Source organism: Pseudonocardia sp. NPDC049635, assembly GCF_040659795.1.
Classification (GTDB): Bacteria; Actinomycetota; Actinomycetes; order Mycobacteriales; family Pseudonocardiaceae; genus Pseudonocardia.
Genome location: NZ_JBFAON010000001.1, coordinates 182,514 through 197,192, shown reverse-complemented (window position 1 = coordinate 197,192; position 14,679 = coordinate 182,514). Strand labels below are relative to the sequence as shown.

Below are 14,679 nucleotides of genomic sequence, written 5' to 3'. Positions count from 1 at the left end.
GCACCGGGGCAGCGTCACACCCCGCCGCGACGCTGCGGCAGACAGCAGTCGACGGCGCACGGCACACCGTTGCGGGTGCACCCCGCCACAGGCATGCTGCCGAGGCGCCGGGGCGCGGCGGCGTGCACGTGCTCCGCGACCAGCTCGACCACCATGTCGGCGAACCGCGGGTCCGGTCCGGCGGTCGCCGCCCTGGCGAAACCCATGCCGTGCTCGGCGGCCCGTTCGGCGGCCTCGTTGTCCAGGTCCCAGATGACCTCCACGTGGTCGGAGACGAACCCGACCGGCGCGACGACCACTGCCGGGACGCCCTTGGCATGCAGGTCGTCGATGTGGTCGACGATGTCGGGCTCCAGCCACGGCACCTGCGGCGGTCCCGAGCGGGACTGCCAGACGACGTCGAAGTCGTCGATGCCCAGCTCGGCGGCGACCAGCGCGGAGGCCTCGCCGACCTGCCGGGAGTAGCGGTGGCCGCCCTCGGCGGGGGTGCCGGCGGCGGCGTCGGCCGCGTTCGGGATCGAGTGCGCGGTGAACACCAGGCGGGCGTGCTGACGCAGCTGCGGGTCCAGCTGGTCCAGTGCGGCCCGGACGGCGTCGGCGTTCGCCCGGACGAACTGCGGATGGTCGTGGAACTGCCGCAGCTTCACGAGCTCCGGCGCCGAGGGCCCGACCGCGGACCGGGCCCGCTCGATGTCCTCGTGGTACTGACGGCAGGCCGAGTAACCGCCGTAGGCACTCGTCGCGAACACCAGTGCCCGACGGACCCCGGCCTCGGCCATCTCCCGGACGGCGTCCTCGGCGAACGGGTGCCAGTTCCGGTTGCCGAACCAGACCGGCAGATCCGTGCGGGCGGAGATGGCCGCGATCAGCTCGCGGTTGCGCGCGTTGATCGGCGACACCCCGCCGAAGTGCTGGTAGTGCTCCTCGACCGCGTCCAGCCGCTCCGGTGGGACCCCGCGCCCACGGGTCACGTTCTCCAGGAACGGACGGACCTCGTCGGGGGCCTCGGGGCCGCCGAACGACAGCACCAGGATGGCGTCGACCTCGGACCCGTGCTTCTCAGCGATGTGCTGTTCAGCGATGTGCTGTTCGGGGCTGCGCTGTTCGGTGCTGCGCTGTTCGGGGTGGGGCTGTTCGGACACCCCCCGATTAGACACCCACGGCGTGCACCCCGCCGTCCGCCATCACCATCGAGCCGGTGGTGGTGGGCAGCCAATCGGACAGCACCGCGCACACCGTCTTCGCGACCGGCACCGGGTCGTTCATGTCCCAGCCGAGCGGGGCCCGGGAGTCCCACACCTCCTCGAACGCACCGAAGCCCGGGATCGACTTCGCGGCCATCGTCTTCACCGGTCCGGCCGCGACGAGGTTGACCCGGATCCCGTCCGGCCCGAGGTCGCGGGCCAGGTAGCGGGTGACCGACTCCAGGGCCGACTTGGCGACACCCATCCAGTCGTAGGCGGGCCAGGCCTGCCGGTTGTCGAAGTCCATCCCGACGATCGAGCTGCCCGGCCGCAGCAGCGGCTTGCACGCCACGGCCAGGGACTTCAGCGAGTACGCACTCACCTGGATGGTCGTGGCGACGTCGGCCCACTCGGCCTTCAGGAACGCGCCCTCGCCGAGCGCACCGGGCGGGGCGTAACCGATCGAGTGCAGCACACCGTCGAGCCGCGGGTCCTCACCCAGGTGCGGGGTGATCCGCTCGGCCAGCGAGTCCAGCTGACCCTGGTCCGACACGTCCAGCTCGACGACCGGAGCCGGCTTCGGCAGTCGCTGGGCGATCCGCTCGACCAGGCGCATCCGGCCGAACCCGGTGAGCACCACCTCGGCGCCCTGCTCCTGGGCGATCTTGGCGGAGTGGAAGGCCAACGAGGCATCGGTGATCACACCGGTGATCAGCAGCCGCTTGCCGTCGAGCAGTCCCATGACGTCCTTTCGGGGGTGGTGTACCGGGTGGGTCAGTGACCCATGCCGAGGCCGCCGTCGACGGGCACGACGGCCCCGGTGACGTAGCCCGCACCGGGCGAGGCGAGGAAGGCGACCACGGACGCGACCTCGTCCGGGTCGGCGTAGCGGGCCAGCGGGATCGTCCCGAGGATCTCGGCGCGACGCTTGTCCCCCAGGGCCCGGGTCATGTCGGTGTCGACGAACCCGGGGGCGACCACGTTGGCGGTGATGCCGCGGCTCCCGAGCTCGCGGGCCACCGAGCGGGCCAGCCCGACCAGCCCTGATTTCGAGGCCGCGTAGTTGACCTGCCCGGCGGAGCCGGACAGACCGACCACCGACGACACGAAGATCATCCGACCCTTCTTGGCCTTCAGCATGCCGCGCGAGGCGCGCTTCGCGACCCGGTAGGCCGCGGTGAGGTTCGCGTCGACGACCGAGGTGAAGGACTCCTCGGCCATGCGCATCAGCAGCCCGTCGTCGGTGATCCCCGCGTTGGACACGAGCACCTCGACCGGGCCGTGGGCCGCCTCGGCCTCGGTGAAAGCGGCGTCCACCGAGTCGGCGTCGGTGACGTCGCAGTGCACCGGCAGGAGCTCGTCGGGCAGGCCGTCCTTCCCGGAGCGGTAGGTCACCGCCACCTGGTCCCCCTGTGCCGCGAACGCCGTCGCGATCGCCAGGCCGATGCCGCGGTTTCCTCCGGTCACGAGCACACTGCGTCCCACGGGGGCTGAACCTAACGCACTACCCACCGGTACCGCCGACCCCGAGCAGGGACGAAGCTCACGGCAACCGCCTGCCCAGCCCGATCCCGGCGGCGAGACCGCCGATCAGCAGTGCGAACCCGCCGATCAGCCACGGTCGGCTGGCGTCGACCTCGCGTTCCTCGTAGCCGAGCTCCTCGGAGAGGTCGGAGTACACGGCGCGCAGCTCGGACTCGGTGGCGGCGGTGAAGAACCGCCCACCGGAGATCTGCGCGATGCGTTCCATCGAGGCGTCGTCGACGGCGACCGGGGTCCGCCCGCCGTCCAGCTCGATCGTGCCGTAGCTGGTGCCGAACGAGATCGTCGAGACCGGGACGCCGCGCTCGGCGGCCTCCGCCGCGGCGGTGAAGGAGCCGCGGGGCTCGTTCTCACCGTCCGGGCCGGGCACGGTCTGCGTCCCGTCCGAGAGCAGCACGATCCGGGCCGGCGGCGGGACGCCCTCGGCGTCCGGGCCACCCTCCAGCGACCGGGAGAAGGTATCGATCGCCTGCATCGCCGTGAAGATCGCCTCGCCGGTGGCGGTCGACTCGGCGAGCTGCAGGTTGTCGACGCCGTTCTTCACGGTGGGGCGCTCGGTGGTCGGCGAGACCAGCACTGCGGCGGTCCCGGCGAACGAGACCAGCCCGAGGTTGACGCCGGGCGTGAGCTGGTCGGCGAACTGCTTGGCCGCCGACTGGGCGGCGGCGAGCCGGGTCGGTGCGACGTCGGTCGCCTTCATCGACAGCGAGACGTCGATCACGAGCATCACGGTGGCCCGGTTGCGCGGGACCTTCGCCATCGCCTGCGGGCCGGCCAGCGCCACGGTCAGCACCGCGAGCGCGGCGATCATCGCGATCGCCGGTACGTGCCGCCAGCGACCGGGCCGGTGCGGAACGACGGTCTCCAGCAGCTCCAGGTTGGTGAACCGGACGACGTCACGGCGTCGCCGGCGCAGCAGCCACACGTACCCGGCCACCAGCGCGGCCACGACGAGCAGCCCGAGCAGCCACCACGGAGACGCGAACCTCATGCCGACGACCTCCCCGCACCCGCCCACGCATGCCTGCGGGCGACCGCGAACCGGACGATGTCGGCCACCCAGTCGCGGTCGGTGCGCAGGGTGAGGTGTGCGGCACCGCAGCGCCGCAGCACCTGCGCGACCCGGTCCCGGTGGGCCGAGGCGGCGGCGGCGAACTCGCGGCGCAGCAGCGGTGTCGTCGTGACCTCGCGCTGCCGGCCGGTCTCCGGGTCGGCCAGCACCACGGTGCCCACGTCGGGCAGCTCCAGCTCGCGCGGGTCGACGACCTCGATCGCGAGCAGGTCGTGCCGGCCGGACAGGGCGCGCAACGACCGCTCCCAGACCGGCTCGCCGAGGAAGTCCGACAGCACCGCGACCAGGCCGCGCCGGCGCGGCGGGCGACGCAGCTGGTCCAGCACCGCCGTGAGGTCGCCGCGCACTCCCTCCTCCGCAACGGGCGTCGTCGCGACCCGCCGGACCAGCCCGCGGGCGTGCACGAGCCCACCGCGGGCAGGCAACCGCAGGATGTCCGCACCGTTGCTGACGACAGCGCCGAGCCGGTTCCCGCCACCCGCGGTCAACACCGCGACGGCCGTCAACCCGGCCAGCACCAGGTGGCGCTTGTCGGTGCCCGCGGTGCCGAAGTCGAGGCTGCGGGACAGGTCGACGGCCACCCAGGTCTCCAGCTCGCGATCGGCGACGGTGTCCCGCACGTGCGGCGTGGTGGTGCGGGCGGTGACCGACCAGTCCATCCGTCGCACGTCGTCACCGGGCTGGTACGCGCGGGCCTCCCCCGGCTCACCACCGGGCCCGGGCAGCAGCCCGGTGTGGTTGCCCTGCAGCAGACCGTCCAGCCGGCGGCGGACGGTGAGTTCCAGGGTGCGCAGCGACGCCTCCAGGCGGGCCTGCCCGCCGTCCGGGCCCGCCGTCACGCCGGGCCCTGGCCCGCCCCGCCGGGACGGGCGCTGACCTGCGGCAACGGCACGGTCTGCAACACCCGGGACACGATGTGATCGACCGGGACCTGATCGGCGACGGCGTCGTAGGACAGCACCAGCCGGTGCCGCAGCACGTCCGGGGCGACCTCCAGCACGTCCTGCGGGAGCACGTAGTCGCGTCCGCGGACCAGGGCGAGCGCGCGGGCGCCGGACACGATGCCCAGCGAGGCGCGGGGCGAAGCGCCGTAGGCGATCCAGGAGGCGACGTCGGACAGCCCGTGCTCGTCGGGCCTGCGGGTCGCCACCACCAGCCGTACCACGTAGTCGACCAGCGCATGGTGCACGAACACGCCGGAGGCGGTGTGCTGCAGACGGACCAGCTCGGCCGGGGTGAGCACCTGGGTGGCGGTGGGCGGTTCGGCACCCATCCGGTAGATGATCTCGCGCTCCTCCTCGACGCCCGGGTACTCGATGAGGAGCTTGAACAGGAAGCGGTCGCGCTGTGCCTCGGGCAGCGGGTACACGCCCTCGTTCTCGATCGGGTTCTGGGTGGCGAGCACCAGGAACGGGTCGGGCATCGGGTGGTCCCGCCCGGCCAGCGAGAGCTTCCGCTCCGCCATCACCTCGAGCATCGCCGACTGCACCTTGGCGGGCGCCCGGTTGATCTCGTCGGCGAGTACGAAGTTGGCGACGATCGGACCGAGCTCGACGTCGAACTCCTCGCGTCCCTGCCGGTAGATCCGGGTCCCGAGGATGTCGGCGGGCACCAGGTCGGGGGTGAACTGCAGACGGGCGAAGGAGCCGCCGACGACCCGGGCGAAGGTCTCCACCGCGAGCGTCTTCGCGACGCCGGGGACGCCTTCGAGCAACAGGTGCCCTTTGGCGAGCAGACCGACCAGCATCCGCTCGACCAACCGGTCCTGGCCGACGATCACCCGCTTGACCTCGAGCACCGCGCGTTCGAGCCGCTCGGCGTCACCTGCGGGGGTGCTCGGGGGGCCGGACGCGGGGGTGTCGTGGGACGGACTCGTGCTCACCGTGGCATTCGACCGCGGGACCCGTGTGACGCCGGTGAAGGATCACCCGCTCCGTCTTCCCACATCCTATAGGATCTCTGGGTATTCACCGAACCGTTCGACGATGGGACCGCGATGACGCGCCTGTTCAACGACCCCGACGACTTCGGCGCCGAGATGACGGCAGGCTTCGCCGCCGCGTCTGCCCGGTGGGTGCGCGCCAATCCCGGCGGGGTGGTCCGGAGCACCACCGACGCGGAGCCGACCGTCGCCCTGGTCGTCGGCGGCGGCTCCGGGCACTACCCGGCGTTCGCCGGGCTGGTCGGGCCGGGACTGGCGCACGGTGCAGCGATGGGAAACATCTTCGCCTCACCCTCCGCCCAGCAGGTTCACTCGGTCGCCGCCGAGTCCGATCAGGGTCGTGGCGTGCTGCTGTCCTACGGCAACTACGCGGGCGACGTTCTCAACTTCGACGCCGCCCAGGAGCGGCTGCGCGCCGAGGGGACGGACTGCCGGACCGTCGTCGTCACCGACGACGTGTCGAGTGCCGCCGCCGACCGGCGCGCGGACCGGCGTGGGATCGCCGGCGACCTCACGGTGTTCAAGGTCGCCGGGGCGGCCTGCGCGGCCGGTTACGACCTCGACGGCGTGGAGCGGGTCGCCCGGCTCGCCAACGACCGGACCCGCTCACTGGGCGTCGCGTTCGACGGGTGCACCCTGCCCGGAGCCGGCGGGCCGCTGTTCCGGGTCCCGGAGAACCGGATGGCGGTCGGCCTGGGCATCCACGGCGAGCCCGGCATCGACGAGACCGGGGTGCCGACCGCCGCCGGCCTCGCCGACCTGCTCGTCTGCACGCTCCTCTCGGAGACCCCGGACGGCGCCGGGACCCGGGTCGTGCCGATCCTCAACGGCCTCGGCTCGGTGAAGTACGAGGAGCTGTTCGTCGTCTACGGCACCGTCCACCGGCTGCTCGCCGAGGCCGGCCTGGAGATCGTCGATCCGGAGGTCGGCGAGTTCTGCACCAGCTTCGACATGGCAGGCGCCTCGCTCACCCTGCTGTGGCCCGACGACGAGCTGGAGCGGCTCTGGACCGCGCCGTGCGACACCCCGGCCTTCCGCCGCGGCCGGGTCGACGGACAGCGGGAGCGGACCGCGTCGGCGCCGACCGCCACCGGGACAGGCGACGCGGTGGTCGACGAGGTGGTCGTGGCCGGCCCGGGGTCGCGCGCCTGCGGTGAGCTGGTCGCGGCCGCGCTCGCCGACGTGGCGGGCGAGCTCGATGCGCACGCCGACGAGCTTGGCAGGCTGGACCGGGTTGCCGGCGACGGTGACCACGGCATCGGCATGCAGCGCGGCGGCCGGGCCGCCCGCGATGCCGCCGCCGCGGCGGCCGGTCGCGGCGCCGGGGCCGGGACCGTGCTGCGCCGGGCCGCCGACGCCTGGGGCGACCGGGCGGGCGGCACCTCCGGCGCGATCTGGGCGGCCGCGCTGGCCGCGCTGGGCGGCGCGCTGGGTGACGACACCGCGCCGGACGCCCGGGCCGTCGCCGGCGCGGTGCGGGCCGCCGGCCGGGCGGTGGAGGAGGCGGGCGGGGCCGCCGTCGGGGACAAGACGATGGTCGACGCGATCGTCCCGTTCGTCCGCACCCTGGACGAGCGGATCGCGGCCGGTGACGGGCCGGCGGCTGCCTGGGACGCCGCCGCCGAGGCGGCGGCCGGAGCCGCGGAGGGGACCCGCGAACTGCGCGCCAGGCTGGGCCGGGCACGATCGCACGGGGACCGCAGCATCGGCACTCCCGATCCCGGGGCGGTCTCCTTCGCACTGGTCGTGCGGACCGTCGGGCAACGGTTGCGGGAGGAACCCACGTGCTGATCGGCGTCAGCTTCAAGACCTGGTTCTCGCACGCGCGCACCCTGGAGTGGCTGCGGACGGTCGCGGCGACCGCCTGCGGACACGCCGCCGTCACCTCCGGGACGGTCCGTTTGTTCGCGATGCCGCAGTTCCCGACGATCCCGGACGCCGTCGCGATCGCCGCCCCGGCCGGGATCGCGGTCGGCGCGCAGGACATCGCCGAGCACGACGACGGTCCGTGGACCGGCGAGGTGACCGGCCTGGTGCTCGCCGAGGTCGGCGCGACGATGGTCGAGGTGGGGCACGCCGAGCGGCGCGCCCACTTCGGCGAGACCGATGCCGTCGTCGCTGCGAAGACGCTCGCCGCGCTGCGCAACGGGCTGACGCCGGTACTGTGCGTCGGCGAGACCGAGCGGGCGGAGCCGCAGCACGCCGCGGACGTCGTGCGGGCCCAGGTCGACAGCGCGTTCGCTCCGGCCAGGGCCGCCGGTGTCACCGGAGCATCGGTGGTGGCCTACGAGCCGGTGTGGGCGATCGGCGCGCCGGAGCCGGCTCCGCCCCGTCATGTGCGCGAGGTCGGATCGGCGCTGCGTGCACACCTCGCGGATGCACCGGACGCCCGGGTGATCTACGGCGGCAGCGCGGGCCCCGGCCTGCTGCCGCGGATCGCCGGCGGCGTCGACGGGATGTTCCTCGGGCGATTCGCGCACGACCCGGCCGCCCTCGCCACGATCCTCGACGAGGTCCTGACGCTGGACCCCGGCGTGACGGAGGTCCGATGAGCACCACCCCGGGACTGCGCGGCGGGATCGAGCGCCGCGGCCTGCGCGACCACGTCTACGAGCGGATCCTGGAGCTGCTGCTCAGCGGCGGTCTGGAGCCGGGAGCCCGGCTCGGGATCGACACGATCGCCCGTGACCTTGCCGTCTCCCCCACGCCGGTGCGGGAGGCGATGGTCCAGCTGGAGCGGACCGGCCTGGTCACCCGGGAGGCGCTGAAGGGGTACCGGGTCGCGCCGCCGTTGGGCGCCCCGCAGCTGGCCGAGCTGTTCGACGCCCGGCTGATGCTGGAGACCACCGCGACCCGGATGGCCGCCCCGGCCGGTCCGGAGCTGCTCGAGGAGTTGCGGCACGCGCAGCAGGAGCACGCCCGGGCCGGTGAGCGGGTGGCCGAGGCGCTCGCCGCCGGCCGAGTCGATCTGCAGCTGACCACCGAGTACTTCGCCGCCGACACCGACTTCCACGCCGTCGTACTGCACCATTGCGGCAACCGGTACCTGCTCGACATGTCCGAGACGCTCGGCGCGCAGGTGCACCGGATGCGGCAGACCGCGCTGCGCGGTGTGCCGGACGTCGAGGAAGCGGTCGCCGAGCACGCCGCGGTGGTCGAGGCGTTCGCGTCCGGTGAGGTCGACGCGCCGGTCGCGGCCATGACCCGACACCTGCGCAACGTCCGGGAGCGTTCGTTGCGCCTCGAACACGGGGACTGACCGGAGCTGATCCGGAGCATCAACACGATTGACGTTGCTGAATAATCCTATAGGATCTCTGAAAGATTCTCGCACTGTTGCGAACGAGGAGCCGCCGTGACCGCTCGCCCCGATCTCACCGCCGACACCTGGCCGATCGCCGTGTGCATGCACGGTTTCGCCCCGGTCGGCCGGGACGGGATCGCCCTGCACGACGCCCCGGCCGAGCGCTGGGACGACCTGTTCGCCGAGGTCGCCTCGCTCGGGTTCACCGAGCTGGAGCTGGCCGACTCGCACATCCGCCCGGCCGACCTGGAACCGAGCCGCCGGGCCGAGCTGCTCTCGATCGCCGAGCAGCACGGCGTCACGATCATCTCGGTGCACGTGCAGCGGCAGAGCGTGCTGGAGCCCGGCCGGGAGGACCGCAACCTCGACTACGCCCACCGCACCGTCGACGCCGCGGCCGAGATGGGCATGAGCGTGTTCTCCACCGGCCTGCACCACCCGTTCTCCGAGGCCCAGAAGCGGGCGCTCTGGTTCTGGACCGCACCCGGTTGGAAGGACCCGGACGACGCCGACACCCGGGCGTTCGCCGTCGATCGGCTACGGGAGGTCGGCAAGCACGCCCAGGACGTCGGGCTGCCGATGGCGCTGGAGATGTACGAGGACACCTACCTCGGCACCGCCGACTCCGCCGTGGCACTGATCCAGGAGATCGGCCTCGACAACGTCGGCCTCAATCCCGACATCGGCAACCTCGTCCGGCTGCACCGGCCGATCGAGGACTGGCGGGAGATGCATGCCGCGACGCTGCCCTACGCCAACTACTGGCACGTGAAGAACTACGCCCGGGACGAGGCCGGGGACGGTTCCTGGTTCAGCTCCACACCGACGTCGTTGGAGCTCGGCCTCATCAACTACCGCCAGGTGGTGCGGGACGCCGTCGAGGTCGGCTTCCGGGGCCCGTTCCTGATGGAGCAGTACGGCGGCGACTCGCTCGGCGTCTGCGCCACCAACCGCGACTACCTGCGCACCCTGCTCCCCCGTTCCTGAGGAGACCACCGTGACATCCCGACCGACACTCACCGGTATCCACGCGGTGATCGGCAGCGGCTACATGGGCGGTGGGATCGCCCAGGTGCTGGCCCTGGCGGGCGCACACGTCCGGATCGCCGACGTCGACCCGGAGACCACTGCCGCCAACCGGGAACGGCTGATCGGCGAGGCGAAGCAGTTCGCCGACGACCGGTTGTTCCCCGAGCACGCACCCGACACGATCGCCGAGCGGGTCACCGTCGCCGCGTCCTACGAGGGGGCCGTCGAGGGTGCGACGTTCGTCGAGGAGGCGGTGCCGGAGCGGATCGAGATCAAGCACGACGTGCTGCGCCGGGTCTCCGCGGCGGCCGCGCCGGAGACCGTGATCGGCTCCAACACCTCGACCATCCTGATCGGCCGGATCGCAAAGGCCGTGACGCGCCCGGAGCGGTTCCTCGGCGTGCACTTCTCCAATCCGGCGCCGTTCATACCCGGTGTCGAGGTGATCGCGCACGCCGGCACCTCTGAGGCGGTGGTCACCGGTGTCGAGGAGATCGTCCGGGCGACCGGCAAACACCCGGCCCGGATCTCCGATGCCGACGGTTTCGTCCTCAACCGGTTGCAGTACGCGCTGTTCTCCGAGGCCGCGCAGCTCGTCGACGAGGGTGTCGCGACCGCCGAGGACGTCGACACCGTCGTCCGCACCACGTTCGGTTTCCGGTTGCCGTTCTTCGGCCCGTTCGCGATCGCCGACATGGCCGGTCTGGACGTCTACAGATTCTGCTTCGAGTCCCTGCAGGGCCGCTGGCCGGAGCGCTTCGCCACCCCGCCCGCGTTGGACGAGCACGTCGAGAACGGACGCCTGGGCACCAAGTCCGGTGGCGGGTTCCTCGACGTCCCGGCCGAGCGGGTGTCCGAGCTGGTCGCTTACCGCAACCGGGCCTACGTGCGGATGCAGCAGCTGCTCGACGAGCTCGGCCCCGCACCGGTCCAGGGGACCGGCCGATGAGCGCGCCGTTCCCCGCGGAGCGCACCGCCGTCCTCACCGGCGCCGGATCCCCGCGCGGGATCGGTCGCGCCACCGCGTTCCATCTCGCCGGGGTGGGCTGGAACGTCGGGCTGATCGACGTCGACGGCGACGCAGCCGCGGCGACCGCCGCAGAGGTGGCCGCGGTGCACGGCGTGCGCGCGACCGGGGTCGGGGCCGACGTGGCCGACCGGGCCGCGGCGGTGGCCGCCGTCGACACACTCGAGGCCGAGCTGCCCCAGCTGGTCGCGCTGGTCGCGTTCGCCGGGGTCTCCTCGCCGGTCCCCTACCTGGACGTCGACGAGCAGGAGTGGCGCCGGGTCGTCTCGATCAACCTGGAGGGCACTCACTGGGTCACCCAGCGGGTCGCCCACTCGCTGGTCGGGCACGGGGTCGGCCGGATCGTCGGGGTGTCGTCGGTGTCGGCCCAGCGCGGCGGCGGCACCTACTCGAAGACGCCCTACTCGGCGGCCAAGGCGGGGATCGTCGGCCTGATCCGGTCGATCGCCCGCGAGCTGGGGCCGCACGGGGTGACGGCGAATGCGATCTCCCCCGGCCCGATCGACACCGACATCATGGGCGGCACACTGAGCGAGGAACGCAAGGCCGCGATGGCGGCCGACGGCGTGCTCACCCGGATCGGCACCCCGCACGACGTGGCCGCTGCTGTCGCCTACCTGATCAGTGCCGACGCCGGCTTCGTGACCGGCCAGACCCTGAACGTCGACGGCGGCCTGTACATGCACTGAGCCGCAGCGTACGACCGCGCAATCGACCGCACCCGTCCCACCGTGGAGGCACCGTGCCCGAGCAGTCCCCCCGTCCCGGACCGTTCCCCGGCTGGAGCTGGTCGCGGGTCGCGTTCCTGACCGTCGGCATCGTGCTGGCCGGGGTCGGGCTCGTGCTGATCCTCGGCTGAACCGCAGCAGATCCCGGGGCTGCTCCGCAGCGCCCACCGCACCGTCCCGAGCTCGAAGGAGAGATCGTGACCACCTCGTCGTCCGGGCCACCGCCCGGCTCGTCCTCGGATACGCCACGGGGACTGCTCGACAGCCCCCATCTGGAATCGGGGATCCGCAAGTCCGTCCGCCGGCTGATGCCGATGCTGGTGGTCCTTTACTTCGTCGCCTTCCTCGACCGCACCAACATCGCCTTCGCCGAGGAGGGCCTGCAGGTCGACCGCGGCGTCAGCGCAGGGGCGTTCGCGCTCGGCGCAGGCATCTTCTTCATCGGCTACGCACTGTTCGAGATCCCGAGCAACCTGTTGCTGAAGAAGTACGGGGCCCGGTTCTGGCTGGCCCGGATCGCCATCACCTGGGGCCTGGTCGGCGCCGCGTTCGCCTTCACCACGAACGACACGATGTTCGTCGTGCTGCGGTTCCTGCTCGGCGTCGCCGAGGCCGGGCTGTTCCCGGGCGTGATCATGTTCCTCGCCGAGTGGTTCCCGAACCGCAAGCGCGTACAGATGTTCGCGATCTTCTACCTGGCGCAACCGTTCAGCCAGATGGTCGGTGGCCCGCTGTCCGGGGTGATGATCAGTTTCGGTGACCGGTTCACCCCGTTCCTCGGCTGGCAGGTGATGTTCTTCCTGCAGGGCATGATGGCCGTCGTCGCCGGCGTGGTGGCGTTGTTCGTGCTCATCGACTCACCGGCGAAGGCGCCGTTCCTCACCACCGGGGAGAAGACGGCGATGCGCGAGGTGATGGAGCACGAGAACGCCGTCAAGGACTCCGACGGCCCCCGCGGCATCGTCCCGGCGATGCTGAGCGCGAAGGTCTGGTACTTCACCGTCATCTACTTCTGCCTGCAGATCGCCGTCTACGGCACCACCTTCTACCTGCCACAACAGGTGTCGTCGCTGATCGGCCGCGACGTCGGCTGGGAGGTCGGGCTGGTCACCGCCATCCCCTGGGCGGTCGGCCTGTTCGCCTGCTACTACGTCGGGCGGCACGCGGACACGCTGCGGCGCAGGCGCAACTGGGGGACGATCGCGTTCGTCGTGACCGGCACCGCGATCCTGGTGTCCGGCTGGGCCGGTGCGAACGGCCAGGCGCTGCTCGGCATCGCCGCGATCACCGTGGCGGTCTCGGCGTTCCTCTGTGCCGGCCCGATCAGCTGGTCGTTCCCGACGGCGTTCCTCGCCGGGGCTGCCGCGGCCACCGGTATCGGACTGATCAACTCGATCGGCAACCTCGGCGGCTTCGTGGCACCGATCATGCGGACCGCGATCAACGACGTCGTGCCGACCGAGACCGGCGTGTGGGGCGTGGTGTCGCTGGGTGTGCTCGCCTTCCTCGCCGCCGTGATGACCTGGGGCACCCGGTTCTTCACCGCCCGCGCCGACGACCTGCTCGGCGACACCCCGGGTGCTGCCCGCCGGGAGGGCGGGCGGTGACCACGACGAACGTGACGAAGGTCGTGGTGTGCGACGACGACCCCACCGGGACCCAGTCCGCGACCGGCGTCGAGGTGCTGCTGCAGTGGGACACCGAGGTGCTCACCGCCGCGCTGGACCGGGCCGACGCGGTCTACCTGCTCACCAACACCCGGGCCCTCGACGAGAGCGCCGCCGTCGCGCTGGTCCGCCGGATCCGGGACGAGGCGGCCGAGGTCGGACGGCGGCTGGACGCCGACGTCCGGCTGGTGCTGCGCGGCGACTCCACGCTGCGCGGGCACGTGTTCGCCGAGTGCGCCGCGATCGACCCGCGGGCGCCGGTGGTCTTCGCGCCGGCGTTCCCGGGCGGCGGGCGCACCACGGTCGAGGGCACCCACCTGGTCCGGATCGGCGGCGTCACCGTGCCGGCGCACGAGACCGAGTTCGCCCGCGATCCGGTCTTCGGCTACCGGTACGGTCACCTGCCCGACTACGTCCGCGAGCGTTCCGGCCGCACCTCGGTCCCGATCGGGATCGGGACGGTCCGCTCCCCCGCGCTGGCCGCGGTGCTCGCCGCGGCCGCCGAGGGCGAGGTGCTCCTGCCGGACGTCCACGACGACACCGACCTCCGCCTGATCGCCGACGCACTCCGCACGGCCTGGGCGCACCGCACGCTGGTAGCCCGGGGCGGCGCACCGCTCGCCGCTGCGATCGCCGGCGTCACCAGCGACGGTCTGCTGCCCGCGCCGGTCGCCGGACCGGGCAGCACGCTGCTGGTGTGCGGATCGCACACGGCCGCCGCGACCCGGCAGCTGGAACGTGCGGCGACCGGACGCACGCCGGGCACCGTGGTGCGCACCGCTGCCGCGCTCACCGATCCCGGCGCCGAGACCGAGGTGGTCACCGCCGCCTGCGCAGCGGCCCTCGACAGCGGCTTCGCCACCCTCACCAGCGAGCGCGACCGGCTGCCGGCGCACGACACCCTGGCACACGGCGAGTCGGTCATGCGGGTGCTCGCCGGGACGGTCGCCCGGCTGCGTGACCGGCTCGACGTCGTCGTCACCAAGGGCGGGATCACCGGCGCGCAGGTGGCCCGCGACGGGCTCGGCGCGGTTTCCGCGCGGGTCCGCGGGCAGGTGCTGCCCGGGGTGTCGGTGTGGGACCTGCGCACCGTGGACGGGCGGGACGTCGTGCAGGTCGTGGTTCCCGGCAACGTCGGCGACGACGACGCCCTGGACGCTGCCCTCGCCACCGTCCGGGCGTGA

The 14,679-nt window shown here is 72.7% G+C and carries 14 protein-coding genes; 8 read left to right on the top strand and 6 right to left on the bottom strand.

The window, feature by feature from the left end:
* Positions 1-14: 14 nt before the first annotated feature.
* The 6 genes from AB0J24_RS00905 to AB0J24_RS00880 all read right to left on the bottom strand — a co-directional run bounded on the left by AB0J24_RS00905 (position 15) and on the right by AB0J24_RS00880 (position 5,680).
* Positions 15-1,067, bottom strand: coding sequence for a ferrochelatase (locus AB0J24_RS00905; protein WP_358674328.1), 1,053 nt, complete (start codon positions 1,065-1,067; stop codon positions 15-17).
* An 82-nt stretch (positions 1,068-1,149) separates the two neighbouring features.
* Entirely contained in the window at positions 1,150-1,926 is a 777-nt protein-coding gene (fabI, locus tag AB0J24_RS00900) for an enoyl-ACP reductase FabI (protein WP_358673380.1), read from the bottom strand.
* A gap of 32 nt (positions 1,927-1,958) precedes the next feature.
* A complete protein-coding gene (gene fabG / locus AB0J24_RS00895; RefSeq protein ID WP_358673377.1) occupies positions 1,959-2,669 on the bottom strand; it encodes a 3-oxoacyl-ACP reductase FabG in 711 nt (236 codons plus the stop codon).
* A 58-nt stretch (positions 2,670-2,727) separates the two neighbouring features.
* Positions 2,728-3,717 carry a VWA domain-containing protein gene (locus tag AB0J24_RS00890; RefSeq protein WP_358673374.1) on the bottom strand — a complete coding sequence of 330 codons (990 nt, stop codon included), beginning with the start codon at positions 3,715-3,717 and terminating at the stop codon, positions 2,728-2,730.
* On the bottom strand, positions 3,714-4,637 hold the full coding sequence (locus AB0J24_RS00885; protein WP_358673372.1) for a DUF58 domain-containing protein: 924 nt from the start codon (positions 4,635-4,637) through the stop codon (positions 3,714-3,716). Before AB0J24_RS00885 ends, AB0J24_RS00890 begins: the two co-directional genes overlap by 4 nt.
* Positions 4,634-5,680, bottom strand: coding sequence for a MoxR family ATPase (locus AB0J24_RS00880; RefSeq protein ID WP_358673368.1), 1,047 nt, complete (start codon positions 5,678-5,680; stop codon positions 4,634-4,636). The genes AB0J24_RS00885 and AB0J24_RS00880 overlap by 4 nt, the downstream gene beginning before the upstream one ends.
* Before the next feature lie 114 nt (positions 5,681-5,794).
* On the opposite strand from AB0J24_RS00880, the gene AB0J24_RS00875 reads away from it, so the two are divergent.
* The 8 genes from AB0J24_RS00875 to AB0J24_RS00840 all read left to right on the top strand — a co-directional run bounded on the left by AB0J24_RS00875 (position 5,795) and on the right by AB0J24_RS00840 (position 14,679).
* Positions 5,795-7,531 (top strand): dihydroxyacetone kinase family protein, encoded by a 1,737-nt coding sequence (locus tag AB0J24_RS00875; protein ID WP_358673365.1) that lies wholly within the window; start codon positions 5,795-5,797, stop codon positions 7,529-7,531.
* Positions 7,525-8,292, top strand: coding sequence for a triose-phosphate isomerase family protein (locus tag AB0J24_RS00870; protein WP_358673362.1), 768 nt, complete (start codon positions 7,525-7,527; stop codon positions 8,290-8,292). The genes AB0J24_RS00875 and AB0J24_RS00870 overlap by 7 nt, the downstream gene beginning before the upstream one ends.
* A complete protein-coding gene (locus tag AB0J24_RS00865; RefSeq protein ID WP_358673360.1) occupies positions 8,289-8,999 on the top strand; it encodes a GntR family transcriptional regulator in 711 nt (236 codons plus the stop codon). Before AB0J24_RS00870 ends, AB0J24_RS00865 begins: the two co-directional genes overlap by 4 nt.
* Before the next feature lie 96 nt (positions 9,000-9,095).
* Positions 9,096-10,031: a sugar phosphate isomerase/epimerase family protein gene (locus AB0J24_RS00860; RefSeq protein ID WP_358673358.1), complete on the top strand. Its 936-nt coding sequence runs from the start codon at positions 9,096-9,098 to the stop codon at positions 10,029-10,031.
* A gap of 10 nt (positions 10,032-10,041) precedes the next feature.
* Positions 10,042-11,022 carry a 3-hydroxyacyl-CoA dehydrogenase family protein gene (locus AB0J24_RS00855; RefSeq protein ID WP_358673357.1) on the top strand — a complete coding sequence of 327 codons (981 nt, stop codon included), beginning with the start codon at positions 10,042-10,044 and terminating at the stop codon, positions 11,020-11,022.
* Positions 11,019-11,789, top strand: a complete 771-nt coding sequence (locus tag AB0J24_RS00850) for an SDR family oxidoreductase (RefSeq protein ID WP_358673354.1) — start codon at positions 11,019-11,021, stop codon at positions 11,787-11,789. Before AB0J24_RS00855 ends, AB0J24_RS00850 begins: the two co-directional genes overlap by 4 nt.
* Before the next feature lie 236 nt (positions 11,790-12,025).
* On the top strand, positions 12,026-13,435 hold the full coding sequence (locus AB0J24_RS00845; RefSeq protein WP_358673351.1) for an MFS transporter: 1,410 nt from the start codon (positions 12,026-12,028) through the stop codon (positions 13,433-13,435).
* A complete protein-coding gene (locus tag AB0J24_RS00840; RefSeq protein ID WP_358673348.1) occupies positions 13,432-14,679 on the top strand; it encodes a four-carbon acid sugar kinase family protein in 1,248 nt (415 codons plus the stop codon). The genes AB0J24_RS00845 and AB0J24_RS00840 overlap by 4 nt, the downstream gene beginning before the upstream one ends.